Source organism: Bradyrhizobium sp. LB13.1 (assembly GCF_054056815.1).
Map to the genome: position 1 here is coordinate 3,668,104 of NZ_JBSRYQ010000001.1, position 26,061 is coordinate 3,694,164.

The following is a 26,061-nucleotide window of genomic DNA, read 5'->3' on the forward strand; positions in this document are numbered from 1 at the left end:
CTACTTGATCCTGTCGTAAGCGGCCGCGAAATCGCCGAGCGGCATCGGGATCGCGATCGTTTCCTTCGCCATGTTCTGGAAGGAGACCTTGAGCTGTTTGCCCGACCGCAAGGTCGCAAGCAGGTCCGGCGCGATCGGGGTCGAGGCGTAGCAGCCGCGGTTCTCGCAGGTCTGGATGGGGAGATCGACCGTCTTGCCCTCGTCGACCTGGAGCTTGGCGCCGGGAAGGTTGAGGCCGAGCGGCAATTGCAGCAGCGCCACCGGTGTGCGGGTGTCGGGCGCAATGCGGATGTTGATCAGGACGATGGTCTGGCCGGTCTTGGTCAGCACCGCGTTCTGCTCCATCGCGCATTCGAGCGGCGCATCGCGGCTGACGCTTGTACAGCGCACGACCCAGCCGGCCTGCTGCGCCGGAGAGCCCTCAGCCTGCGGTTGCGTCGGAGCCGGTGCGGGCTGTGCCGCCGGGGCAGGGGGAGCTGCGTTCTTCTTGGCGCCCTGCTGGGCATACGCGGCACCCGTCGACAACAGGAGCGCGGCGGCAAGGGCGGCAAGTCTGGATTGCATGGACATGGCAGAACCGCGTTGGCGTGAACCGGGGTCTCGCTCGCTGTAGCGTCGCCAGGCGCGCGGTGCAAGCTGCTACTCGGCAGCTTCCTTAACGGTGCCGTGCGCGATCGTCTCGTCGCCTTCGCCGTCACCCTTACGGCCCCAACCCGAGAACCAGTTGTTGAGCTCGTCGAGATAGAGATAGACGACCGGGGTGGTGAACAGCGTCAGCGCCTGGCTGACGATCAGGCCGCCGACCATGGCGTAGCCGAGCGGCTGGCGGATCTCGGCGCCGGTGCCGTGACTGAGCATCAGCGGCACGCCGCCGAGCAGGGCAGCCATCGTCGTCATCATGATCGGACGGAAGCGCAACAGCGCTGCCTGCCGGATCGATTCCGCCGGCGTCTTGTGCTCGTCGCGCTCCGCGGCGATGGCGAAGTCCACCATCATGATGCCGTTCTTCTTCACGATGCCGATCAGCAGAATGATGCCGATCAAAGCAATGAGGCTGAACTCGAAACCGGCCGCCATCAGGATCGCGAGCGCGCCGACGCCGGCCGAGGGCAGGGTCGAGAGAATCGTGATCGGATGGATGTAGCTCTCGTAGAGGATGCCGAGGATCAGATAGACCACGACCAGCGCCGCGAGGATCAGGAGCGGCACGGTGCCCAGCGACTGCTGGAACGCCTGTGCCGTGCCTTGGAAGCTCGAATTGAGCGTTGGCGGCGCACCGAGATCGGCCATCGCCTTCTGCACGGCCTCCGTGGCCTGGCCGAGCGCGACGCCTTGGGCGAGGTTGAAGCTGATCGTGATCGCCGGGAACTGGCCCTGATGACTGATCGAGAGCGGGCGGACCGGATCGGTGCTCCAGGTCGCAAACGTCGACAGCGGCACCTGGTCCCCGGTCAGCGGCGATTTCAGATAGAGTTTGTTCAGGCTTTCGAGGCTGCCCTGCATCTCCGGGAGGATTTCCAGGATCACCTTGTAGGTGTTGAGCTGGGTGAAATACTGCGTGACCTGGCGCTGGCCGAAGGCGTCGTACAGCGTGTCGTCGATCAGCTGAGGCTGGATACCGTAGCGCGCTGCGGTATCGCGGTTGATCTTGAGCTGAACCGTGGTGCCTTTGGTCTGCTGGTCGGTCGCGACGTCGCGCAGTTGCGGCAACGTCTGCATCTTGGCGAGGATCTTCGGCGCCCAGTCGTTGAGCTCGGCCAGATCGGCGTCCTGCAACGTGAACTCGAACTGCGTGCGCGTCGGCCGGCCGCCGAGCCGGACGTCCTGGGCCGCCTGCATGTAGAGACGGGCGCCCGACACCTTCTCGAGCTGGGGACGCAGCCGCGCGATGATCTGCTGCGCCGAGGCCGTGCGGACGCCGAGCGGCTTCAACGTGATGAACATGTTGCCGTTGTTGCCGGCGCGGCCGCTGCCGCCGATGTTCATCGCGATCGTTGCGACGTCGGGATCGTCCATCACGATCTTGCCGAGCTCGACCTGGCGGCGCTGCATCTCCGCGAACGAGATGTCCTGGGAGGCTTCCGAGGTCGCGGTGATCAGGCCGACGTCCTGCTGCGGGAAGAACCCTTTCGGGATCAGGACGAACAAATAGACCGACAAAGCAAGGGTTGCGAAGAAGATCGCGAGCGTCGTGCGGCGCCAGGCCAGGGCATGGTCGAGCACCCATTCGTAGCCGCGCAGCATCGCATCGAAGCCGCGCTCGCTCCACTGGTAGAACTTGCCGTGGGTCACCTCGCCATGGGCGCGCAGGAAAGCGCGAGGCCATCATCGGCGTCAGGGTCAGCGACACGAACATCGAGACGAAGATCGTCATCGCCAGCACGACGGCGAATTCGCGGAACAGGCGCCCGATGATGCCGCCCATCAGCAGCAGCGGAATCAGCACCGCGACCAGCGAGATACTGATCGACACGATGGTGAAGCCGATTTCCTTGGAGCCCTTGAAGGCGGCCGCCATCGGCGATTCGCCTTCCTCGATGTAGCGGGTGATGTTCTCGAGCATCACGATGGCGTCGTCGACGACGAAGCCGACCGCGATGGTGAGCGCCATCAGCGACAGATTGTCGAGCGAATAGCCGACCACCCACATCAAGGCGCACGCGCCCAGCAGCGCCAGCGGAACCGTGATGGTGGGAATGACGGTCGCCCAGAAACTGCGCAGGAAAATGAAGATGACCATGACCACCAGCGCAATGGTCAGCAGCAGCGTGAACTGGACGTCCTCGACGGCGGCGCGGATGGTCGTGGTGCGGTCGCTGATGAGCTCGATCTTGATCGCGGGCGGTATCGCGGCCACGAGGCGAGGCAGGGTGGCCTTGATCCGGTCGACGGTCTCGATCACGTTGGCGCCCGGCTGCTTGAATATCACCAGGAACACGCCGCGCTTGCCATTGGCCCAGGCCGCCTGCTTGGCGTCTTCAGCGCCGCTGACCGCCTGGCCGATGTCGCGGATTCGCAAGGGACCGCCATTGCGATAGGCGATGATGACGTCGTTCCAGTCCTTGGCCTGGGTCAGCTGGTCGTTGGCGTAGATCGTGTAGGCGCGCTTCGGGCCGTCGATATTGCCTTTGGGGCTGTCGACCGTGGTGATCGCGATCTGGCTGCGCACGTCCTCCATCGACAGGCCCTTGGCGACGAGTTTCGCCGGATCGATCTGGATGCGGATGGACGGTTTCTGCTGGCCGCCGATGAACACCTGCGCGACGCCCGAGAGCTGGCTGATCTGCTGGGCGAGCTGGGCATCGACCGCGTCGCTGACGCTGGTCAGCGGCAATGTCTCGGAGGTCGCCGACAGCAGCAGGATCGGCGCGTCGGCCGGGTTGACCTTGCGGTAGGTCGGCGGCGAGGGCAGATTCTTCGGCAGCTGGCCGCTCGCGGCATTGATGGCGCCCTGCACGTCATTGGCGGCGCCGTCGATGCTGCGGTTGAGGTCGAACTGGATCGTGATCGACGCGGTGCCCAGATAGCTCGTCGAGGTCATCTGGGCGATGCCCGGGATCTGGGCGAATTGCCGTTCGAGCGGCTGGGCCACCGACGAGGCCATGGTCTCCGGGCTGCCGCCCGGCAGATTGGCGGTGATCTGGATGGTCGGGAAGTCCACCTGCGGCAGTGGCGCGACCGGCAGCAGGGGATAGGCGACGAGACCGACGAAGAGAATGCCGGCCATCAGCAGCGAGGTGCCGATGGGATAACGGATGAAAGGTGCCGAAATCCCTCCCGCATTCATTCCTGTCGAACCTTGTTCTGGGCCGGATCCGTACTCGCCACGGCCGTGGAGACGAGGCTTCCCGGCTGGACCTTGAATTGGCCGCCGGTAATTACTTGTTGCCCGGGCGTCAGCCCTTCGTCGATGACCGAACGCCCGTCGATGCCGTAGCTGACCTTGATCTTGTGCATCTCGGCCTTGTTGTCCTGATTGACGGTATAGGCATAGAGGCCGTTGGTGGAGTGCTGGACCGCGTCATCGGGAACGACGGTCGCATCTTTCAAGGTGCGCACCAGAAGGCGCGTCGACACCGACTGCCCGGGCCACAGCGCGTGGTCCTTATTGTCGAACACCGCCTTGAGCCGGATCGTCCCGCTGCTCGTGTCGACCTGGTTGTTGATGACCGCGAGCTTGCCCTCGGCCAGCGTCTTCTTGCCGTCGGTGGTGAAAGCGATCACCTTGAGCGCGCCGGCCTTCTGGCCCTCGCTGATATAGGGAAGCTGATCCTCCGGCGCCGTGAAGATCACCGAGATCGGCTCGACCTGCGATATTGTGACGATGCCGGTCTGCGTCGAGGCGTTGACGATGTTGCCCACGTCGACCTGGCGCAGGCCCGCGACGCCGGTGATCGGTGCCTTGACCTGGGTGTAGTCGAGCTGGGTCTGGGCGTTGGAGATTGCGGCATCGTCGGCGGCGATCTGCGCAGTGAGCTGGGCGACCGTTGAGCGCTGGGTGTCGACCCGCTGTGCGGTGGCGAATTCGCCGAGCTTCATGGCGCGCTGGAGCTCGAGATTGGCGTTGGCCAGATTCGCCTCGTCCTGCGCCTTCTTGGCCTTGGCCTGATCGAGCGTGGCTTGATAGGGACGGGGATCGATCGAGACGAGAAGCTCGTCCTGCTTGACGATCTGGCCTTCGGTGAAGGCGATCTTGTCGATCTGGCCATCCACCCGCGTCCGGACTTGTACGGTGTTGAAGCCCGCAACCGTGCCCAGACCGGTCAGGTAGACCGGGAAGTCGACCTTCTGGACCGGCGAAACACTCACAAGGATGGCGGGCGGGCGCTGCAGACCCTTCTGTGCGGTCTGGGTTTTTGCGGCGTCGGACGAGCCGAATTTGTGCCAACCATAGTAACCCGCGGAGGCCACGGCCGCGATGATCAGAATCCAGAGGATCGGCCGGGACTTTTTCATATCGTCTCGTGTCGGCTCTCGTGCCCTAAGCTACGAATTATGAGGGCAATCATTGGGTTCCAAGGCGCCTGTATAATACACGCCACGTTCCAGAGTAAACAGCACTATCGGTTGAGAATCCTAAACAATTGGAAAGCTTTGCACTGTCTAGGCAGCTCCGTGGCGCTACGGTGTGCAGCGCTGCATTTTCCCGGCGTGAACGATCAGCGTGCAAACCTTGTGCAATGCTCGAAAGCGGTGTGCGCCGCGCTGAATGGCGCCGCGCAGAGCCGCGGGGGCGGACGCTTTACAAGAACGGTTCTAAACCGTGCAGAGGCCGTTTCGGTTGTCAGGAAAATCGGCATCGTTCATATCGGCCCCGCCACCGGAGGGAGCGCAGGATGGACGAGCTGAACGGCAAGCTGATCGCGTGTCAGATTCTGATCACGGGACTGATCGCACGCGTTGCCAACGAGCAGCGTGATCCCCTGCGCTTCCTCACCGACTTCCGCGACGAGATCAAAGCCGTCGTCAACGGCGTCAACATCGCCGGCATGGACGACAGTGATCGCGTGCGCGCCGTGGCGCAGAAGACCATCGACGAATTGTTCTCGCTGATGAAGCCGCCGAGCAGCGATTGAGCTGCAACACGCGACCGTGTGGAGCAAGGTGCGTGCAGATCAACTGCATCACTATGTCGCGCGGATTTAGATCGATTACAAAGCTCGATTTTAGAATCGATTTGAACTGGACCATTTCAAGTGATCGAACGGATCACACTGCATTGACCTGCATTTTCTCGATCGATAGCACCGGCCCATCGTTCATCGCGCATGTTGCGGATCGATGAATTCAAGATGGGGTGCGTTGGGATGAAGCTGGCAGTTGTGCCGCGATCGTTGCGTTCGATCGCAGGGGGGCATTCGGTTGAGAACAAGTTCGATGGGCATTCTGGCAAGGCGGTTTCTGCCGTTGCCGGATTGATCGCGGTGGCGTCGGTGTCGAGCGGCGCAGAGGCGCAGCAGTCGAACCTGCCGCCGGTGACGGTCGACGCTCCCGTCGCGCGTCCGCGTCCCGCGGTTTCGAAGCCGACGCCGGATCAGGTCCGCGCGCGCAATGCGCTTCGGCGCGCCGCGCAGCGGCAGCAGGCGGCGCAGCAGACCGCGCCCACGGTCCCGGCCGGCGAAGTCGATCGCAATCCCTATTCCGATCCGGCGGCGCCCTACAAGGTCGACCACGTCCAGGCCTCCGGCAAATTTCCCGAGCCGATGCTGAACACGCCGAAGACCATCACGGTGCTCAGCAAGGAAGTGCTCGAGGACAAGAATGCCACGACACTGAAGGAGATCGGCCGTTCGACCGCCGGCGTGACGCTGGGATCGGGTGAGGGCGGCAACGCCTTCGGCGACCGCTTCTTCATCCGCGGCTTCGACGCGCGAAACGACGTCTTCATCGACGGCATCCGCGATCCCGCGGTCTCGATCCGCGAGAACTTCTTCACCGAGCAAATCGAGATTCTGCGCGGGCCAGCCTCGTCCTATGCCGGCCGCGGCACCGCCGGCGGCGCCATCAACATCGTCACCAAGCAGGCCGGCGACACCAACTTCAAGCGCATGGATACCGAGTTCGGCACCGACAGGACCAAGCGCGTCACGATCGATGTCAACCAGGTGATCGATCCGACCTTCTCGGTGCGCACCGGCGGCATGTTCCAGGATGCCAACGTCGCCGGCCGCGACTACGTCACCGACAATCGCTGGGGCAGTTTCATCTCGACCAAGTACACCCCGACCAGCGACATCAAGATCACCACGAACTACGTCCATACCGATCTCAGCGGCCTGCCGGATTTCGGCGTGCCTTATTACAAGAAGGGTAACGTGCCGGTGACGTCCGCCGGCATTCCGCGTGGAAACTGGTACGGCTTCCTCAACCGCGACTTCCAGACCGCGCGGCAGGATTTCGGCACCGGCACGATCGAGTACAAGGTCAACGAGGCCATCACGCTGAGCAGCAAAGTGCGCGGCGAGCACTCGCTGCTGAACTACATCGGCACGCTGCCGCAGAACCCGAATACGACCAGCCCCAATCCCTTGCTCTGGACCACGACGGCCAGCGCGCAGAGCCGGCTGCAGAACGTGGACGTGTGGGCCAACCAGAACGAGGCCACGTTCAAGCTCGACACCGGCGGAGTGAGGCACACTGCCGTGTTCGGCGTGGAATATGCGAACGAGAACATCTCGATCGACCGTTACGCCGGCCTCGCGTCGGAACTGGCCGGCAGCGCCTTCACCAGCACCGGCGCCGTTACAGGGGTCAATCTCTATTCCCCCCAGTACACCAACATCCCGTTCGGATCGCCGTCGTTGACCGGAAATCCGACGCGCTATGGTGTCAATACCAGCAGCGTGTACGTCATGGACACCGCCAACTGGCAGGACACGATCATCGTCAATGGCGGCATCCGCTACGACGGCTACAACATGAGCTCGTCGACCAACTCGCCGAATTACCTGAAAATGAACGCCGACCTCGTCAATTACAACGTCGGCCTGGTCTACAAGCCGACGTCGATCGGCAGCGTCTATGCGGCCTATGCGACCTCGGCCAATCCGTTCGGCTCGGAGCTTGACGCGACCGGCACCGACTACGGTGGCGTTCCGGCCAACACGGCCATCCTGCTCGGGCCCGAGCGCAACAAGGCGGCCGAACTCGGCACCAAATGGGAGCTGGCGGATCGTCATCTGCTGGTCAGCGCTGCGCTGTTCCAGACCACGAAGGACAATGCGCGCGAGACAAACGCCGCGGGCCTGCTCACGTCGAACGCTGCCTACCGCATCCAGGGCATCGACATCGAGGCCGAGGGCAAGATCACCGATCGCTGGAGCATCTTCGGCGGTATCGTGCTGATGCAGTCGAAGGTCACGCAGAGCAACATCGCCTCCAACCTCGGCCTGCAGCTCGCCAACGTCGCGCACCAGTCGTTCAGCATGCTGACCAAGTACAAGTTCGATGGCGGCTGGGAGCTGGGCGGGCAGGCGGTGTACCGCTCGAAAGTCTATGGCGGCACGTTCGCGGCCAATACCGGCAACGAGCTCCCGAGCTACTGGCGCTTCGACGCGTTCGTCGAGAAGAAGATCGACAAGAACTGGACCATGAAGTTCTACGCGCAGAATCTCACCAACAAGCTCTACTACGATACGCTCTACCGCAGCGCCGTGCCGTTCGTGGCGGTCGCGCCGGGCCGGGCATTCTATCTCGTGACGACGGCGAAGTTCTGATTTCGTCTATCCAAGGCTGGGATGTCCGCCATGGCGGGCATCCCTCCACCTTCCGCATCCGATGGTGAGAGTGCGTGCCACCGGTGTCCGAGGGACAAAATCGGCATCAGTTTAGAACGCTTACAAACTCGAGATTAGAACGCTTACAAAGTGACGCGCGCAGGCAAGTTTAGAATTGCTTTGAAATGGGCGGATTCCTCCGCTGTGTTGCCGTGATCGCGTTGACCCCCATCAATACGCCCGATAGCACCGGTGCGTCGCGTTGTCGCAACGCGGCCAATGGAAGCAAAAGCACTGCGGGGCGTGTGATGAGCATGACGAAAACACCGCGATCGTTGCGTCCGGTCGCTGTTCGGAAATCATTCGGCAACAATTTGGATGCTGCGACGGGCAAGACCGTTTCTGCAGTGGCCAGTCTGATCGCCGTCGCGTCAGTTTCGAGCGGGGCTCAGGCGCAGCAGTCGAACCTGCCGCCGGTGACGGTCGATGCGCCGGTCCAGCGCCCGCGCCCCGTGGCTTCGAAACCGGCGGCCGACCAGGTCCGCGCGCGCAATGCGCTTCGGCGCGCGGCGCAGCGGCAGCAGGCAGCAACAGCGCCAGTCGTCAATCCAGGCGGTCTTGCGGCCGACCGTGATCCGTACGCAAATCCCGCCGCGCCTTACATGGCGACCCGGGTGCAGGCGTCAGGCAAATTCCCCGAGCCGATCCTCAACACGCCAAAATCGATCACTGTGCTTACAAAGGATGTGCTCGAGGACATGAACGCCACGTCGCTGAAACGGGCGATCCTGAGTACGGCTGGCGTGACGCTTGGAACAGGCGAGGGCGGCAACGCCTTCGGTGACCGCTTCTTTATCCGCGGCTTCGACGCCCGCAACGACATCTTCATCGACGGTGTCCGCGATCCCGGCGTCAGCGTTCGTGAGAACTTCTTCACCGAGCAGGTTGAGATCCTGCGCGGTCCCGGCTCGACCTTTGCCGGTCGCGGTGTCGCCGGTGGTGCGATCAACATCGTCACCAAGCAGGCGACGACGGAGAAGAGCTTCTACAACATGGACACCACGTTTGGCACCGACCAGACCAAGCGTGTCACCCTCGACGTCAACCAGGTGATCAACCCGACACTGGCCGTTCGTGCCGGCGGTCTGTTCCAGGATGCCGATGTCGCCGGGCGCGATTTCGTCAAGGACAATCGCAATGGCGCTTTCGTCGCGACGACCTGGAAGCCTGTCGATGCTGTCAAGGTCACGGCTGGCTACATTCATACCGAATTGACGGGAGTTCCGGACTTCGGTGTGCCCTATTATCGGCCGAGCACCGCGACCACCGCCGGCGGTCCGTTCCCGGACTTCGGCGCCAACCGCAACAACTGGTATGGCCAGATCAATCGCGACTTCTACCGGACCGGCCAGGACATCGGTTCGCTCAACGCTGAAGTGCAGATCACCCCGGACCTGATGGTCAGCAACAGGTTCCGTGCGTCGCGCTCGACGCAGAACTACGTCGGAACGCTGCCGGAGAGCCCGATCAACGGCACCCCGCTCTCGGCTTCGACGCTCACGATGAATCCGCAAAGCCGTCTCCAGATCACCGACGTGATCGCCAACCAGACGGAGGCGACCTACAAATTCCAGGACGGGGTCGGGTTCAAGCATACCGCGCTGGCGGGAATTGAAGTCGATCGCGAGAGATCGTCGATCGACAAATATCTCGGGCTCACCTCGGAGGGGAACGGAGTGCCCGTAAGCCCATCCGGTTCGCCGACGGGCGTCAGCGTCTTCTTTCCCCAAGATACGTTTTTGCCCGGTAAAGCGCTCGCGCTGGCAGGGCTGCCGACCAAAATCGGCATCGACACCGTCAGCGGCTACGTCATGGATAGCGCGAATTATCGCGACCTCCTGATCCTCAACGGCGGTTTCCGCTACGATAATTACCAGATCAACACGTCGGGATACGGAACGGTCGGTGGCGTGAGCCAGTTTGGCCAGCAGTCTGCCGAGTTCCTGATTCCGAACTTCAACCTCGGTCTCACGCTCAAGCCGCTTCCGAATGGCAGCGTCTACGTGGCGTATGCGACCTCAGCGAATCCCTGTCGGTGCCGAGTTCGATGGGACGAGCACCGCTTATGGTGGTCTCACACCCGTCCTCAACGGCAGTACGAACCAGATTTTCGGGCCGGAGAAGAACAAGGCGATCGAGCTCGGCACGAAATGGGAGTTGTTCGACCGTCACCTTTTGCTGACGGCGGCGCTGTTTCAGACCACGAAGGACAACGCGCGCGAATCGCAGAACATTTCCGCGGCAACGGCAACGGCGACTTGTCCCTATCCAGTAACTGTGCCGGCGACTACCGGCTCGGTGTCGTGTATCACGGCCGGCGCAGCCTACCGCATCCGCGGCATTGATCTCGGTGTCGGTGGCAAGATCACCGACAAGTGGAGCGTATTCGGCGGTCTCGTACTGATGCAGTCGGAGGTGACGCAGTCGCTGGCGCCGTCCGCGAACAAGACCCTGTATCCCACCAACGTCGGCCGTCCGCTCGCCAATGTTGCGCACGAGTCGTTCAGCCTGCTCTCGAAATACCAGCTCACCGATGTCTGGGAGCTTGGCGGGCAGGCGGTTTACCGCTCGAAGATCTACGGCGGCACCTTGCTCGCGGCCAACCAGGGCACGTCGATCCCAAGCTACTGGCGCTTCGACATGTTCGCGGAGGCCAAGATCAACAAGAACTGGCAGGTCAAGCTGTTCGTGAACAACATCTTCGACAAGCGCTACTACGACGCGCTGTACCAGAGCGCGGCACCGTTCGTGCTGGAAGCACCGGGACGCGCCGCCTATCTGGTGATCTCGGCGCGCTACTGATGAAGTCATGACGAGGTGCCATGCTGACATGCATTGAAGGCGTTTTGAGCAAGGATGATGTGGCGGATTTCCGCCGCATCATGGACGCCAGCGAATGGGAAGACGGGCGCTCCACCGCCGGCTCGCAGTCGGCGATGGTCAAGCGCAACGAGCAATTGCCGCCGGACAGCGAGGTCGCGCGAAAACTCGGCAACCGCATCATCTCGGCGCTGACGTCGAACCCGCGCTTCATCGCGGCGGCAATTCCGCTCCAGATTTTCCCGCCGTTATTCAACCGCTATGCGGCCAGCAGCGGCCACCATTTTGGGCTGCATGTCGACAATGCCGTCCGCGGCGACCGCCTGACCGGCCTTCGCATCCGTACAGACCTGTCGGTCACCTTGTTCCTGGCCGAGCCGGAGGAGTACGACGGTGGCGAACTTGTGATCGAGGACAGCTACGGTTCGCACGAAGTCAAGTTGCCAGCCGGGGACTGCGTGCTCTATCCCTCGACCAGCCTCCATCTCGTCACCCCGGTGACGAGGGGAACGCGGGTTGCGTCTTTCTTCTGGCTTCAGAGCATGATACGGGACGATCAAGCCCGGAGCATGATCTTTGACCTCGACACCGCGATTCAGGCGCTGGTGGAACGGCTCGGGCGTGACGATCCCGAAACGGTCAAATTGACGGGTATCTATCACAACCTCATTCGCTACTGGGCCGAAGTATGAAGATCATGTCCTTCCAAGCAAGCGTTGCCGCAGCCTTGATGTTGGCGGCCGCCTGGCTCGCATCCCCTGTTTCTGCCCAGACACAAAGCCCGCCGGCGACGCCGGTCCAATCGACAGCTCAGCCGGCCGCGCCCGCCGCGGCTCCCTCAGCCGCCGCGCCGGCGGCGGCAAAGCCCGATGCGGCGGTCGGCATCGCGCCGGCCATGAAGGAACTGTCGCCCTGGGTGATGTTCCAGTCGGCGGACATCATCGTGAAGGCGGTGATGATCGGGCTCGCCTTCGCATCGCTGATGACCTGGACGGTGCTGATCGCCAAGTCGATCGAGCTGTCGGTTGCCTCGACCAAGCTTCGTTCGGCCCTGAAGAAGATTGCGGAGGCGCGCTCGCTCGCGGAAGCGCAGATGGCACTCGGCTCCAAGGAGGGCATCCTGCCGTCGTTCCTGGCGGCGGCGCTACGCGAGGCGCGGATGTCGGCCGGCCTGTCCAGCGATACCGGCATCAAGGAGAGGGCCGCCTCGAGCTTCTCCGAGATCGTGCGCGCGGAGGCGCGGCGCATCCGCGTCGGCATGGGTGTGCTCGCGACCATCGGCTCCACGTCGCCCTTCGTCGGCCTGTTCGGCACGGTGTGGGGCATCATGAACAGCTTCATCGGCATCTCGAAGTCGCAGACCACGAATCTCGCCGTGGTCGCGCCCGGCATCGCCGAGGCGCTGCTCGCGACCGCGATCGGCCTTGTCGCCGCCATTCCCGCCGTCATCATCTACAACTACTTCTCGCGCGTGACGAAGAGCTATCTCGAACTCGTCAGCCGTGCCTCGGGCGCGGCGGGGCGGCTGCTCTCGCGCGATCTCGACCGCAGCCACGGCAGCGTGCATTCGCGCGCGGCGGAGTGAACCATGGGCGTTTCGCTCGCAGACAATGACGACGACGATGATTTCGGCGAGACGCATGAGATCAACGTCACGCCGTTCATCGACGTCATCCTGGTGCTGCTGATCATCTTCATGGTCGCAGCGCCGCTCTCCACGGTCGACCTGCCGATCGATTTGCCGACGTCGAGCGCGACGCCGCAGAAGAAGCCGGACAAGCCGACCTATCTCAGCATCAAGCCCGATTTGACGCTTGCGATCGGAGAGAACCCGGTCCACCGCGCCGAGTTGATCGGCACCCTCGACGGCCTGTCGGACATGAGCAAGGACAAGTATGTCTTCCTGCGCGCTGATCGCTCGGTGCCGTATGGCGAGTTGATGGGCGTCATGGAGCTGTTGCGCGCAGGCGGCTATTCGCGGGTGAAGCTGGTTGCGCTGGAAGGCGCTCCGGGGGCGCCTGCGGCAGGCGCCGCTCAGCCTTAGAGGCCCGCTATGTCGGACGAACCCAGACCACCCCGGAAGCTTTGGATTTTGGCAGCGGTGGCAGCGCTCGCGCTGCATCTGGGTGGTGCCGCGCTCGCGCTGGCCCATTTACAAACCGATGACGGCGACGATGGCCTGGGGGCAGCCGGCGCGGAGTTCGCCGTCGAGATGGCCTCGCCGAAGGCGCCTGACACCGATCTTCCGCCCGGACCGGACAGTGAAGCGATGCAGGAGCAGCAGGCGCTTCCCGAGCAAAAAGCCGAGACCAAGGAAACCGAGCTTCCGAAGGATCAGTCGCAACAGGTCGACGATCCCGATCGGGTCGTCACCGAAAACATCTCGAAGAAGCCGCAGGACGAGGACCCGAAGATCGCGGCGATTGAAACCCCCGCTGCGGAGGCCTCGCCGCAGTCCGTTGCGACGGCGCGGCAGACACTCGATGAGGACGCCCGCGAGGCCGAGAAGGCGCTGGCGCCTGTGCTTGGCATCGGCAAGGACATGCTGAAGCTGACGGCCGACTGGAATCGCAAGATCAGCGCGCACCTCACGGCCCACAAGGTCAATCCGGAGGGGAAGCAGCCCAACAATCAGAAGGTCAAGGTTTCCTTCGCGATCAACCGACGGGGCAACGTGCTTTCGGTCGACGTCGTGGAGTCGTCCGGGGATGCAGCTTACGATACGGCCGCGATCTCGATCGTCCGCAAGTCCGATCCCGTCCCGCAGCCGCCGGCCGGGCTGACCGAAGACCGGTTCGAGCGCACCGTCGACATCATCTTCACGCCGCCGGACGCCAAGAAAAAGAAGAAGGCGGCTCAGCGCCAGTAGAGCCTGATCGCGACATAGACAACGACCAGGCAGGCGAAGATCAGCGCCACCGGAAGCGGACGTTTCTGGGTTGCGCCTGCGGTCGCTGCCCCGAAGAAATTGACCTTTTTCGGCTTCGGTTCTGGGCGGCGGAAGGCGGTAACATTGTCCGACGCCGTTTCAGGCGCCCGGGGACGAACGTCGGGCGGGGTTCCTGCGCCGCCCATCTCGGAATAATAGGCCTTGTAGATCACGCCGATGGTGGCCTCTGTGGCCTCGCCCTCGTTCATCTGCGCCAGCATGTTCTTGTAGCTGACGAGGAACTCCTGCGCTTCCGGAGGCAGCGCGGACGATCCGTTGAGCTTGGCCATCATCTTCCAGGTGGCAAAATCGGCCCGGGCGCGGGTGTCGGCGCGTCGCGCGATCAGCATATCGGCAGCTTTGACCAAGTCGGCCTCGAGCCCTTCGGCTTGTGTTCGGGTGTGTGGCTGTTCAACTACGCATTGCCGGTCAGAATGAGAACAGTCTGAATCACATAACCGGTCAACGTTCGCAGTATTGCTGAAATAACATCAAGATTTAGACCGAACTGGGAGCCCGCCAGCGGCAGCAGGATCAAGAGACCGATCAGGATCAGCATCCCGAACGGCTCGAGCCGGGCCAGTGGCAGAGCGAGGGGCCGGGGCAGCAGCCCGACCGCGACGCGCCCGCCATCGAGCGGCGGAATCGGCATCATATTGAACACCGCCAGCACCGCGTTGATCAACAGCGCATTCTTGAGGTTGTCGAAGATCCACTGCGCCGAGCGGGCCGGCACCCAGGGCAGGGCGTGCAGGGCAAGAGCTGCGACGAGCGCCAGCAGGATGTTGGTGACGGGCCCGGCCAACGCCACCCAGACCATGTCGAGCCGGGGATGGTTGAGGTTGCGATAATTCACCGGTACCGGCTTGGCATAGCCGAACAGGAACGGCGAATGCGCAAACAGCAGCATCGCCGGCAGGATTACGGTGCCGAATGGGTCGATATGCTTCAGCGGGTTGAAGCTGACGCGGCCGAGCTGCCAGGCCGTGGTGTCACCGAGACGGTATGCGACGAAGGCGTGCGCGGCCTCGTGGAAGGTGATGGCGAGCACCAGCGGCAGCACCCACACCGATATGTCATAGAAAGAAATGTTCACGGCTCGTCCGTCCCGGTTTGCCTGCGGTCATGCAGCCGACCCAGCCAAACCGGTGGTGCAGCAACGCTTCACCTCAACATAGGGTGGCCGGTTCCGAAATGCCACGCTGCAAATGATCCGCGTGGCCCGAAGCCGCTATGCTGCCGCCAAAATTCACGCCGGGATCGTGCCCGGATACTGCGTCAGCCCGTCGTCGAGCTTCAGCCAGGCGAGCTTCTCCGAGACCCAGATGTGCTCGGTCGGCGCGAAGGCGTTGCGATCATCGAACGTGGTGAGTGCGACGCCCGCCAGCGTGCCGTTGCGCCGCCATGAGAACAGGCGCGTGCCGCAGCGTTTGCAGAACACGCGATCGATGTTCTCGGACGACGCATAGCGGGCGGTGTCACCCTCGATGGTCAGGGCGCGCTGGTCGAACTGCGCGCGGACGAAGTAGGGCGAGCCCATTGCCTTCTGACACATGCGGCAATGGCAGACGCGAACGTTGAGCGGCTCGCCTTCCGCCTTGAACCGCACCGCGCCGCAGAGGCAGCCGCCTTCTCTGATCATGATGCCCTCAGTAGGTTGCCCGCCCGCCGGAGATGTCGAACACGGCGCCGGTCGAGAACGCGCAGTCCTCCGATGCGAGCCAGGCCGCCATCGCGGCGAGCTCTTCCACCAGCACGAAGCGCGCTTTGGGGATTTTCGACAGCATGAAGTCGATATGCTGCTGCGTCATCTGGTCGAAGATCGCGGTCTTCGCGGCCGCAGGCGTCACCGCATTGACGAGGATGTCATGCGCCGCCAATTCCTTGCCGAGCGACTTCGTCAGCGCGATCAGGCCGGCCTTGGAGGCCGAATAGTGCGAGGCGTTCGGATTGCCTTCCTTGCCGGCGATCGAGGCGATGTTGACGATGCGCCCGTATTTCTGCTTGAGCATCGTGGGCACGATCGCCTTGCAGACGATAAAGGGACCGTCGAGGTTGATGCGCAGCACCTTGCGCCATTCCTCGAGATCGGTTTCCCAGACCGGTTTGTTGACGCCGGCGATGCCCGCATTGTTGACGAGGATGTCGATCTTGCCGAAGGCGGCAAGCGTCGCATCGCGGGCCTGCTCGACGGCTGCGGTATCGGTGACGTCGACCTTGAAGATGCGGACGCTGTCGCCGATCTCCTTCGCCGTCTTCTCGGCCAGCGCGGCGTCAAAATCCCAGATCGCGACCTCGGCGCCGGAATCGACAAAACGCTGGGTGATGGCGCGGCCAAAGCCCTGCGCGCCGCCGGTGACGATGGCGACGCGGCCGTTGAGATCGATCTTGTTCATCGCGAAATCCCTTCATCTATCCCTCATGGTGAGGAGCGCGCACTTGGCGCGCGTCTCGAACCATTGAGCCCGTGGTCCATCCCTCGAGACGCCGCTGTCGCGGCTCCTCGGGATGAGGACTAATCAGAGCATGTAGCCGCCGTCGACGACGAGGTCGACGCCGGTGGTGAAGGCGCTCTCGTCACTGCCGAGATAGATCGCCATCGACGCGATCTCGTCGGCGGTGCCGAGCCGGCCCATCTTCTGGCGGGAGACGAACATCTCCTTGCCCTGCGGGCCTTGCGCGGCAGCGCGGTCGAGCATCGAGGGCGTCTCGACGGTGCCGGGGCAGATGCTGTTGCAGCGGATACCCTTGGTGATGAAGTCGAGCGCGACCGCGCGCGTCAGCAGCGACACCGCGGCCTTCGAGGAGCTGTAGACGTAGCGATTGGCCGGCGGCCGCAGCGCCGCGCAGGAGGAGATGTTGACGATGCTGCCACCGCCGCCCGCGAGCATGTCCGGCAGGAATGCCCTGATGGTCCGGTGCATCGACTTGACGTTGAGGTCGAACGAGAAATCAAAGTCCTCTTCCGAGCACTCCAGGATGGTGCCGTGATGCACGAAGCCCGCCGCATTCAGCAGGATGTCGACCTTGCCGACGCGCTTGGCGAAGGCATTGACGTCGGCGGTGTTGCGAACGTCGAGCTTCGCCGTCTCGGCAATGCCTTCCTTGGCCAGGCCCGTGATGCCGCTCTCGTTGATGTCGGTGGCGATCACGGTCGCGCCTTCACGCGCGAATGCGATGGCGCATGCGCGTCCGATGCCTGCCGCTGCAGCCGTGATGACGGCACGCTTTCCTTTGAGGCGGTCTGCCATTTGTAATTCTCCTCACCTTGCATTGGAATTTCGAGCCGTCATTGCGAGCGAAGCGAAGCAATCCAGAATCTTGCCTCGGAGGCAGTCTGGATCGCTTCGTCGCTTCGCTCCTCGCAATGACGAGTGGTTAGTGATTATCCCGCGCGACACCAAACGTGCCGGCGACGTTCTGGTAGCGTGTCGCCAACTCCATGCAGGCGCCGGTCGAGTGCTGGCCGACGGTGTTGCGATAAAGCTCCTGCCACGGCGTCTGGTTCGGCGGATGCTTGAAGCCGCCATTGGCCGCCAGTTCGGCATGGCGCTTCTTCACCTCGTCGTCGGAGATGAGAATGTTGGCGCTGCCCTTGTTGAGGTCGATGCGCACCTTGTCGCCGTTCCTGAGGATCGCCAGCCCGCCATTGGCGGCAGCTTCCGGCGAGGCGTTGAGGATCGAGGGCGAGCCCGATGTGCCGGACTGGCGGCCGTCACCGATGCAGGGCAGGGCGAGGATGCCGCGTTTGATCAACGCCGCCGGCGGCTGCATGTTCACGAACCTCGGCGCCGCCGGGATAGCCGATCGGCCCGGTGCCGCGGACGAACAGCACGCAATGCTCGTCGATGTCCAGCGAGGCATCGTCGATCCGCTCGTGATAGTCCTCGGGACCCTCGAACACGATGGCGCGGCCCTCGAAGGCGTTGAGGTCCTTGGGGTTGCTGAGATAGCGGTCGCGAAACTCCTTGGAGATCACGCTGGTCTTCATGATCGCTGAATCGAACAGATTGCCGCGCAGCACCAGGAACCCGGCGTCCTTGACCAGCGGCTTGTCGTAATTCCAGATCACGTCGTTGTCGGGCTTTTCCGCATTGGCGCAGTTCTCGCCGATGCCGCGGCCGTTCACGGTGACCGCGTTCTCGTGGATCCGCTTGTGCTTCATCAATTCGCGCACCACCGCCGGTATGCCGCCGGCGCGGTGGAATTCCTCGCCGAGATAGAAGCCGGCCGGCTGCATGTTGACCAGCAACGGCACGTCGTGGCCGACCTTCTGCCAGTCGTCGATCGAGAGTTCCACGCCGATGTGGCGCGCCAGCGCGTTGATGTGGATCGGCGCGTTGGTCGAGCCGCCGATTGCCGAGTTGATCACGATGCAGTTCTCGAACGCCTCGCGGGTGAGGATGTCCGAGGGCTTTAGATCCTCCCAGACCATCTCGACGGCGCGCTTGCCCGTCTCATAGGCAATCTGGCCGCGCTCGCGATAAGGCGCGGGGATCGCCGCACAGCCCGGCAGCGAGAAGCCGAGCGCTTCCGCAAGCCCGTTCATGGTCGAGGCGGTGCCCATGGTGTTGCAATGGCCGACCGAGGGCGCCGATGACGCCACGATCTCCATGAATTCCTCATAGTCGATCTCGCCTGCGGCGAGCCGCTCGCGCGATTTCCAGACGATGGTGCCGGAGCCGGTGCGCTCGCCATTGTGCCAGCCGTTCAGCATCGGGCCGCCCGACAGCACGATCGCGGGCAGGTTGACGGTCGCGGCCGCCATCATGCAGGCCGGCGTGGTCTTGTCGCAGCCGGTGGTCAGCACCACGCCGTCGAGCGGATAGCCGTAGAGGATCTCGACCAGGCCGAGATAAGCGAGGTTGCGGTCGAGCGCCGCGGTCGGGCGCTTGCCGGTCTCCTGGATCGGATGGGTCGGGAATTCCATCGCAATGCCGCCGGCCTCGCGGATGCCTTCGCGGACGCGATGAGCAAGCTCGATATGGTGGCGGTTGCAGGGTGAGAGGTCGTTGCCGGTTTGTGCAATGCCGATGATCGGCTTGCCGGACTGAAGCTCGGCGCGGGTCAGACCGTAGTTCAAATAGCGCTCCAGATAGAGCGCGGTCATGCCCGGGTTATGCGGATTGTTGAACCATTCCTGCGAGCGAAGGTGGCGCCGAGCGCCGTTCTCGGCGGGGGCATGCCCATTGGTTGGTTTTTTTGTCATTGGTTTCTCCTGCAATGCAAACGCACTGGCGTCCGTTTTATGGTGTCGGCTTGTGCGATGCCCAACGGCGCGAGTGATGATTTGCCTGCCCGCTGGCGGGTCGTTTCCTCACAAATCCGATACTAGTCATGGCCACTTGGTAACGCTACCAATTTGTTCGCAGCGCCCGCGCCTGAAACCGCCGGCCTGTTGTCCGAACGCCGCGCCGAGGAGCTTTGCCGCTCTATCACCTTGAAGCCGAGATCGAGCACCGGATGCTGCGGGCGCCGCCCGTCGATCGCCTCGATCAGCATGGCCGCGGCCGTGTTGCCCATCTCGTAGCGGTTGGTGCGCACGCTGGAGAGGGTCGGCACGGTGGACGCCATGAATTCGAGATCGTTGAAGCCGACGATCGCGATCTGTTCGGGTATCGCAATCTCCCGGCGCCTGCATTCGAACAGCACGCCGAGCGCGAGGTCGTCATTGGCGCAGAACACCGCGTCCATGCCGGGCTCCCGCGCCAGGAGGTCGGTGAAAAGGGCGGCGCCGAGCGTCACCGAGGTCGGTGTTGCCGTCGTGACGACGAGGCGTTGCTCGAACAGTCCAGCGTCCTTCATGGCCGAGACGTATCCGTCGAGCCGCCGCTGCACCCGTGGATCCATCCGCGCGCCGACGAAGCCGATCTTGCGGTGACCTTGCGCGAACAGGTGCGCGATCGCCGCGCGGGCTGCGTCATAGTGCGAAAAGCCGATCATCATGTCGACCGGATTGGGTCCGATCTCCATGATCTGCACGATCGGGCAGTCGGCAGCATCGAGCATCGCGCGCGATTCCGCGGTCTGGTCGATGCCGGTGACGATCAGTCCGGCCGGCTTCTGCGCGAGAAACAGACGCAGCAGCTTCTCCTCCTGGAGGATACTGTAGCGTGTATTGGACAACTGAATCGAGTAACGGCTGCTTTCGGAGGCGTCATAGATGCCGCGCAGCACGTCGGAGAACACGTTGTTGGTCAGTGACGGAATCAAGACGCCGATCACTTCGGTGCGCTGCGAGGCCAACGCGCGTGCCGCCAGGTTGGGCACATAGCCGAGCTCCTTGGCCGCGCTCTCGACCCGTGTCCGCTTGGCGACCGACAGCGCCTCGGGATTGCGGAAGAAGCGGGACGCTGTGATCGGGCTGACGCCGGCAAGTTCGGCGACTTCCGCCAGCCGGATTTTGCCTGACTTGGTGCGTTTTCGACCCATTTGCTGCTCTTAACACACTCACTGTCGCAAACAAAGGAACGTTGACAGCGCTACCAGCACAGACTAACCAAAGACAAATTGCCAAAACCGCACAAACTGCCGACAATGTCCCCCGCTAAGGCTGGGCTTCGTTCGGTGAAGTCTGAAAAAACAAGACGGTCGCGGCGCAAGATGCGTCGTGGACTTTCGAGGAGGGAGCTAGATGTCGTCTGTGCAAATCCGCGACGTGCGGAAATCGTTCGGCAATTTTGAAGTCCTGCACGGCGTTTCGATTCCGATCGAGGACGGCCAGTTCGTCGTCCTGGTTGGTCCCTCCGGCTGCGGCAAGTCGACGCTTCTACGCATGCTCGCGGGCCTCGAGAACATCACCTCCGGCACGATCTCGATCGGCGACCGCGTCGTCAACAATGTCCAGCCCAAGGAGCGGGACATTGCGATGGTGTTCCAGAACTACGCGCTCTATCCGCACATGACGGTCGGCGAGAACATGGGCTTCTCGATGAAGCTGCGGGGCGAGAGCACCGACGAGATCAACAAGCGCGTCAAGCGCGCCGCCGAAATTCTCGCGCTGTCGCCGCTGCTCGAGCGTTACCCGCGCCAGCTCTCCGGCGGCCAGCGCCAGCGCGTCGCCATGGGCCGCGCCATCGTGCGCGATCCGCAGGTGTTCCTGTTCGACGAACCTTTGTCGAACCTCGACGCCAAGCTGCGCGTCGCGATGCGCACCGAGATCAAGGAACTGCACCAGCGGCTGAAGACAACGACCGTCTATGTCACCCACGACCAGATCGAGGCCATGACCATGGCCGACAAGATCGTCGTCATGCATGACGGCATCGTCGAGCAGATGGGCACGCCGCTCGAGCTCTACGACAAGCCCGACAACCAGTTCGTCGCCGGCTTCATCGGCTCGCCCTCCATGAACTTCCTGAAGGGTCATGTGCGCGTCAACGGCGTTGCGACCTTCGAGGGTCCGAACGGCGTCAAGCTGCCGCTCAAGAACGCGCCGGCGGCGTCCGACGGCCGTCCCGTCGTTTACGGCGTGCGGCCCGAGCATTTCACCATCGCCGACGACGGCGCCGATGCCGAGATCGTCGTGGTCGAGCCGACCGGCTCCGAAACGCAGGTGTTTGCGAAGCTCGGTGGTGAGCAGGTCGTCGCGGTCTTCCGCGAACGTCACCAATTCAATCCGGGTGACAAGGTCAAGCTGAAGCCCGATCCTGCCGTGGTTCATCTGTTCGACGAGGCGACGGGCAAACGCGTGTAGCGACGCCGAACGACTGCCCAAGAAGACCCAACACAAGACTACCCAATACAAAATATAAAATTTAGGGAGAGAACGATGAGCGATTTCGACAGGCGAAGTGTGCTTAAAGTCGGCCTCGGTGGCGCGGCGTTGCTGGCTGGCCCGGGCATCGTCCCGGTGCGTGCGGCGACCTGGACCAACACGCCGGAGCCGAACGCCTCCATCCGCGTGCTGCGCTGGAAGCAATTCATCCAGGCCGAGTTCGACAAGTTCGCCGAGCAGACCAAGGCGTTCTCCGAGAAGACCGGCGTCAAGGTCAAGCTCGAGGCCGAGAGCTGGGAGGACATCAGGCCGAAGGCCGCGGTCGCGGCCAATGTCGGCGCCGGTCCCGACCTGATCATCGGCACGCTCGATGATCCCCATAAGTTCCCGGAAAAGCTGATCGATGTGACCGATGTCGCCGACTATCTCGGCGCGCAGTATGGCGGCTGGTATCCGGTTGCCGAACGCTACGGCAAGAAGGGCAACAGCTGGATCGCCATTCCGCAGGGCGCGACCGGCGGCTGCCTGAACTACCGCATCAGCCACGTGAAGGCGGCCGGCTTCGAATGAATTCCCCAAGGACACCGCCGGCTTCCTCAAGCTGTGCCAGGCCCTGAAGAAGAACAATACGCCGGCCGGCTTCGCGCTCGGCCACGCCACGGGCGACGCCAACGGGTGGTGCCAGTGGGCGCTGTGGGCATTCGGCGGCAAGGTCGTCAACGACAAGAACGAGGTCGTGATCGACTCGCCGGAGACGATCGCCGCGCTCGAATACGTCAAGCAGCTCTACGAGACCTTCATCCCCGGCGTGCTGTCGTGGAACGACTCGAACAACAACAAGGCGTTCCTCAACGGCGAACTCAGCCTGACGCTGAACGGCATCTCGATCTGGACCGTCGGAAAGAACTCGACCGATCCGAAGCAGCAGGAGATCGCCAAGGACATGAACCACGCGCCGATGCCGATCGGGCCGGTCGGCGTGTCGACCGAGCAGCAGAACGTGCTCGTCTATTACGGTTACAAGCACTCGAAGTATCCCAAGGCGGTCAAGGAATACATCAAATTCAATGATGGACAAGGCGAACTACGACGCCTGGGAGGTCTCCTCCAACGGCTACGTGTCGCCGCCGCTTCCGGCCTACAACGACAACCCGGTGTGGACGTCGGATCCGAAGATCACGCCGTATCGGGACTGCCTGAAGCGTTGCCGCGACAACGGCTATGCCGGCGATCTCGGCTATGCCTCCGCCGCCGTGATGGGCGACTTCGTCGTCGTCGACATGTTCGCCGAGGCGGCGTCGGGCTCCGTGACGCCGAAGCAGGCAGCCGCACGCGCAGCCGAGCGCGCCAAGCGTTACTACCAGGTCTGATCAGTTCCAATCTACGCGGCGTCCGGTTCGCCGGACGCCGCGACTTTTCGTTGAGGAGAGTCCGACATGGCAGTTATGGCCGAGCCCGTTGCCGCGCATGTCAAGCGCAGCAGCTTGTGGACCAGAGCATTCGAGAGCCGGAATTTCCTCGGCGCGATGTTCATGGTGCCGGCGATCGCGATTCTCATCCTGTTTCTGGCTTACCCGCTGGCGCTGGGCTTCTGGCTCGGCATGACCGATACCAAGATCGGCGGAGCCGGGCGCTACATCGGGTTCCAGAACTTCGTCTCGCTCTCCAAGGACTCGGTGTTCTGGCTGTCGGTGTTCAACACCGTCTTCTACACGGTCGCCGCCAGCGCCGTGAAATTCGCGATCGGACTTTACCTGGCGCTGCTGCTCAACGAGCGGCTGCCGTTCAAGTCGATCGTCCGCGCCATCGTGCTATTGCCTTTCGTGGTGCCGACGGTGCTCTCCGCGATCGCGTTCTGGTGGATCTATGACAGCCAGTTCTCGATCATTTCCTGGGTGCTGCTCAAGGCCGGCCTGATCACGCACTACATCGATTTCCTCGGCGATCCCTGGAATGCGCGCTGGTCGGTCGTCGCCGCCAACATCTGGCGCGGCGTGCCCTTCGTGGCGATCACGCTGCTGGCGGGATTACAAACCATCTCGCCCTCGCTCTACGAGGCCGCCAATCTCGACGGCGCCACCAATCTGCAGCGCTTCCGCCACATCACGCTGCCGATGCTGTCGCCGATCATCGCGGTGGTGATGACGTTCTCGGTGCTGATGACCTTCACCGACTTCCAGTTGATCTACACCATCACGCGGGGCGGGCCGATCAACGCCACCCATCTGATGGCGACGCTATCGTTCCAGCGCGCCATCACCGGCGGCAATCTCGGCGAGGGCGCGGCGATCTCGAACGCGATGATTCCGTTCCTGGTCGCGGCGATCCTGCTCAGCTTTTTCGGGCTTCAGCGTTCCCGCTGGCAGCAGGGCGGGAGGGACTGACCATGAGCACAGCGGACGACCAAAGCGTCGGAATGGACTACCTCGAGAGCTTCCCGCGAAAATTTCTCCGCGTCTACCTTCCGCTCGGTCTGATCATCTTCTTGCTGCTGTTCCCGTTCTACTGGATGGCGATCGCGACGTTCAAGCCGGACGCGGAGATGTACGACTACGAGAGGTACAATCCGTTCTGGATCGTGCATCCGACGCTGGAGCACATCAAGAAGCTGTTCTTCGACACCGACTATCCGCTCTGGATGTGGAACACGGTGATCGTCTCGGTGTCCTCGACCTTCATCTCGCTGTTTGCCAGCGTGTGCGCCGCGTATGCGATCGAACGTCTGCGCTACAAAGGCTCGCGCTATATCGGCCTTGCGATCTTCCTCGGCTATCTCGTGCCGCCCTCGATCCTGTTCATTCCGCTGGCGGCGATCGTGTTTCAGCTCGGCCTGTTCGACGGCAATCTGGCGCTGATCCTGACCTATCCGACCTTCCTGATCCCGTTCTGCACCTGGCTCCTGATGGGCTATTTCCGCACCATCCCCTATGAGCTGGAGGAGTGTGCGCTGATCGACGGGGCGACGCGGCTGCAGATTCTCATGAAGATCACGCTGCCGCTGTCGCTGCCGGGGGTGATCTCGGCGGGCATCTTCGCTTTCACCTTGTCCTGGAACGAGTTCATCTACGCGCTGACCTTCATCTCCTCGTCCGAGAACAAGACGATCCCCGTCGGCGCGATCACCGAGCTCGTCAATGGCGACGTCTACCATTGGGGCGCGCTGATGGCGGCGGCACTGACCGGCTCGGTCCCCGTAGTTATCCTTTATTCCTTCTTCGTGGAGTATTATGTGTCGGCGATGACCGGCGCCGTGAAGGAATGATCGCGGGGCCGCAATGAGGGCGCGCTGAGGGCAGCGCGCCAATAAGAAGGAGTAGGCTCTTGCACATTCTGGTTCTGGGCGCCGCCGGCATGGTCGGCCGCAAATTGTGTGAACGGCTGCTGCGCGACGGCCGGCTCGGCAAGAGCGACATCACCAAGCTCACCATGCATGACGTGGTCGAGCCGAAGACACCGGAAAAGGCCGGTTTTGCCGTCGAGACGGTATCAAGCGACTTCGCCGTCCCCGGCGCCGCCGAAAAGCTGATCGCCGGCCGTCCCGACGTGATCTTCCATCTCGCCGCGATCGTGTCGGGCGAAGCCGAACTCGATTTCGACAAGGGCTACCGCATCAATCTCGACGGCACGCGGATGCTGCTCGACGCCGTCAGGCTTGCGGGCGGCGGCTACAAGCCGCGCGTGGTGTTCACCTCCTCGATCGCGGTGTTCGGCGCGCCGTTCCCCGAGGCGATCGGCGACGAGTTCTTCCACACGCCGCTGTTGAGTTACGGCACCCAGAAGGCGATCGGCGAACTGCTGCTGGCCGACTATTCGCGCCGCGGCTTCCTCGACGGCATCGGCATCCGCCTGCCGACCATCTGCATCCGGCCCGGCCTGCCCAACAAGGCGGCATCGGGCTTCTTCTCCAGCATCCTGCGCGAGCCGCTCGCCGGCAAGGAGGTCGTGCTGCCGGTCTCCGAGGACGTCCGTCACTGGCACGCCACGCCACGCTCCGCCGTCGGCTTCCTGCTGCATGCCGGCACCATGGACCTCGCCACCGTCGGTCCGCGCCGCAATTTGACCATGCCGGGGGCCTGTCGGCGACGGTCGGCGAGCAGATCGCCGCGCTGAAGCGTGTCGCGGGCGACAAGGTCGCCGCCCGCATCAAGCGGGAGCCCGACCCCTTCATCGTCGGCATCGTCGGCGGCTGGCCGCGCAACTTCAATGCCAAGCGGTCGCTCGAACTCGGCTTCACCACCGAGGAAAAGACCTTCGACGACATCATCCGCATTCACATCGAAGACGAGCTCGGTGGTAATTTCGTCGCCTGATCTCTGACT

At 63.1% G+C, this 26,061-nt stretch carries 17 protein-coding genes and 5 pseudogenes; 12 read left to right on the forward strand and 10 right to left on the reverse strand.

The annotated features are described in order from the left end of the window. The 3 genes and pseudogenes from ACVWYI_RS17215 to ACVWYI_RS17225 all read right to left on the reverse strand — a co-directional run bounded on the left by ACVWYI_RS17215 (position 1) and on the right by ACVWYI_RS17225 (position 4,956). Positions 1-570 (reverse strand): invasion associated locus B family protein, encoded by a 570-nt coding sequence (locus ACVWYI_RS17215; protein ID WP_456662711.1) that lies wholly within the window; start codon positions 568-570, stop codon positions 1-3. Between the two features lie 69 nt (positions 571-639). Continuing rightward, positions 640-3,787, reverse strand: a pseudogene (locus tag ACVWYI_RS17220) (efflux RND transporter permease subunit). After that, positions 3,784-4,956 (reverse strand): efflux RND transporter periplasmic adaptor subunit, encoded by a 1,173-nt coding sequence (locus ACVWYI_RS17225; RefSeq protein WP_456662712.1) that lies wholly within the window; start codon positions 4,954-4,956, stop codon positions 3,784-3,786. The pseudogene ACVWYI_RS17220 and the gene ACVWYI_RS17225 overlap by 4 nt, the downstream one beginning before the upstream one ends. Before the next feature lie 380 nt (positions 4,957-5,336). Between ACVWYI_RS17225 and ACVWYI_RS17230 the strand changes: the two genes are divergently transcribed. The 7 genes and pseudogenes from ACVWYI_RS17230 to ACVWYI_RS17260 all read left to right on the forward strand — a co-directional run bounded on the left by ACVWYI_RS17230 (position 5,337) and on the right by ACVWYI_RS17260 (position 13,965). Beyond that, positions 5,337-5,576 carry a hypothetical protein gene (locus ACVWYI_RS17230; protein WP_247345835.1) on the forward strand — a complete coding sequence of 80 codons (240 nt, stop codon included), beginning with the start codon at positions 5,337-5,339 and terminating at the stop codon, positions 5,574-5,576. A 231-nt stretch (positions 5,577-5,807) separates the two neighbouring features. Then, positions 5,808-8,216 (forward strand): TonB-dependent receptor, encoded by a 2,409-nt coding sequence (locus ACVWYI_RS17235; protein ID WP_456662713.1) that lies wholly within the window; start codon positions 5,808-5,810, stop codon positions 8,214-8,216. 308 nt (positions 8,217-8,524) lie between these two features. Further along, a pseudogene (locus tag ACVWYI_RS17240) lies at positions 8,525-11,078 on the forward strand (TonB-dependent receptor). A 20-nt stretch (positions 11,079-11,098) separates the two neighbouring features. Continuing rightward, a complete protein-coding gene (locus ACVWYI_RS17245) occupies positions 11,099-11,788 on the forward strand; it encodes a Fe2+-dependent dioxygenase (protein ID WP_456662714.1) in 690 nt (229 codons plus the stop codon). After that, positions 11,785-12,681: a tonB-system energizer ExbB gene (gene exbB / locus ACVWYI_RS17250; RefSeq protein WP_247446794.1), complete on the forward strand. Its 897-nt coding sequence runs from the start codon at positions 11,785-11,787 to the stop codon at positions 12,679-12,681. The genes ACVWYI_RS17245 and exbB overlap by 4 nt, the downstream gene beginning before the upstream one ends. A gap of 3 nt (positions 12,682-12,684) precedes the next feature. Then, positions 12,685-13,140 (forward strand): TonB system transport protein ExbD, encoded by a 456-nt coding sequence (gene exbD / locus ACVWYI_RS17255; RefSeq protein WP_247446796.1) that lies wholly within the window; start codon positions 12,685-12,687, stop codon positions 13,138-13,140. A 9-nt stretch (positions 13,141-13,149) separates the two neighbouring features. Continuing rightward, complete coding sequence (locus ACVWYI_RS17260) at positions 13,150-13,965, forward strand: TonB family protein (RefSeq protein ID WP_247446797.1); 816 nt, start codon at positions 13,150-13,152, stop codon at positions 13,963-13,965. Here the strand turns inward: ACVWYI_RS17260 and ACVWYI_RS17265 are convergent. From ACVWYI_RS17265 to gntR, 7 genes and pseudogenes are all read right to left on the reverse strand, one after another. Next, complete coding sequence (locus tag ACVWYI_RS17265) at positions 13,953-14,375, reverse strand: hypothetical protein (RefSeq protein WP_354046979.1); 423 nt, start codon at positions 14,373-14,375, stop codon at positions 13,953-13,955. The genes ACVWYI_RS17260 and ACVWYI_RS17265 overlap by 13 nt on opposite strands. A 65-nt stretch (positions 14,376-14,440) precedes the next feature. After that, positions 14,441-15,121, reverse strand: coding sequence for a site-2 protease family protein (locus tag ACVWYI_RS17270; RefSeq protein WP_456662715.1), 681 nt, complete (start codon positions 15,119-15,121; stop codon positions 14,441-14,443). Between the two features lie 153 nt (positions 15,122-15,274). Further along, complete coding sequence (locus ACVWYI_RS17275; protein ID WP_354103715.1) at positions 15,275-15,667, reverse strand: GFA family protein; 393 nt, start codon at positions 15,665-15,667, stop codon at positions 15,275-15,277. A gap of 7 nt (positions 15,668-15,674) precedes the next feature. Then, positions 15,675-16,421, reverse strand: coding sequence for an SDR family NAD(P)-dependent oxidoreductase (locus tag ACVWYI_RS17280; RefSeq protein WP_247345861.1), 747 nt, complete (start codon positions 16,419-16,421; stop codon positions 15,675-15,677). A gap of 123 nt (positions 16,422-16,544) precedes the next feature. Then, positions 16,545-17,276 carry an SDR family oxidoreductase gene (locus tag ACVWYI_RS17285; RefSeq protein WP_247446799.1) on the reverse strand — a complete coding sequence of 244 codons (732 nt, stop codon included), beginning with the start codon at positions 17,274-17,276 and terminating at the stop codon, positions 16,545-16,547. Positions 17,277-17,403: 127 nt separating this feature from the next. After that, a pseudogene (locus ACVWYI_RS17290) lies at positions 17,404-19,234 on the reverse strand (IlvD/Edd family dehydratase). A gap of 122 nt (positions 19,235-19,356) precedes the next feature. Further along, on the reverse strand, positions 19,357-20,457 hold the full coding sequence (gene gntR / locus ACVWYI_RS17295) for an HTH-type transcriptional regulator GntR (protein ID WP_456662716.1): 1,101 nt from the start codon (positions 20,455-20,457) through the stop codon (positions 19,357-19,359). Between the two features lie 202 nt (positions 20,458-20,659). Between gntR and ACVWYI_RS17300 the strand changes: the two genes are divergently transcribed. The 5 genes and pseudogenes from ACVWYI_RS17300 (at position 20,660) to denD (ending at position 26,052) form a co-directional block, all read left to right on the forward strand. Continuing rightward, a complete protein-coding gene (locus tag ACVWYI_RS17300; protein ID WP_247446800.1) occupies positions 20,660-21,721 on the forward strand; it encodes an ABC transporter ATP-binding protein in 1,062 nt (353 codons plus the stop codon). Between the two features lie 75 nt (positions 21,722-21,796). Beyond that, a pseudogene (locus tag ACVWYI_RS17305) lies at positions 21,797-23,112 on the forward strand (ABC transporter substrate-binding protein). 66 nt (positions 23,113-23,178) lie between these two features. After that, complete coding sequence (locus tag ACVWYI_RS17310) at positions 23,179-24,126, forward strand: carbohydrate ABC transporter permease (protein ID WP_456662717.1); 948 nt, start codon at positions 23,179-23,181, stop codon at positions 24,124-24,126. 2 nt (positions 24,127-24,128) lie between these two features. After that, positions 24,129-25,004: a carbohydrate ABC transporter permease gene (locus tag ACVWYI_RS17315; RefSeq protein WP_354046753.1), complete on the forward strand. Its 876-nt coding sequence runs from the start codon at positions 24,129-24,131 to the stop codon at positions 25,002-25,004. 59 nt (positions 25,005-25,063) lie between these two features. Further along, a pseudogene (gene denD, locus ACVWYI_RS17320) lies at positions 25,064-26,052 on the forward strand (D-erythronate dehydrogenase). The last annotated feature ends 9 nt before the right edge of the window (positions 26,053-26,061 follow it).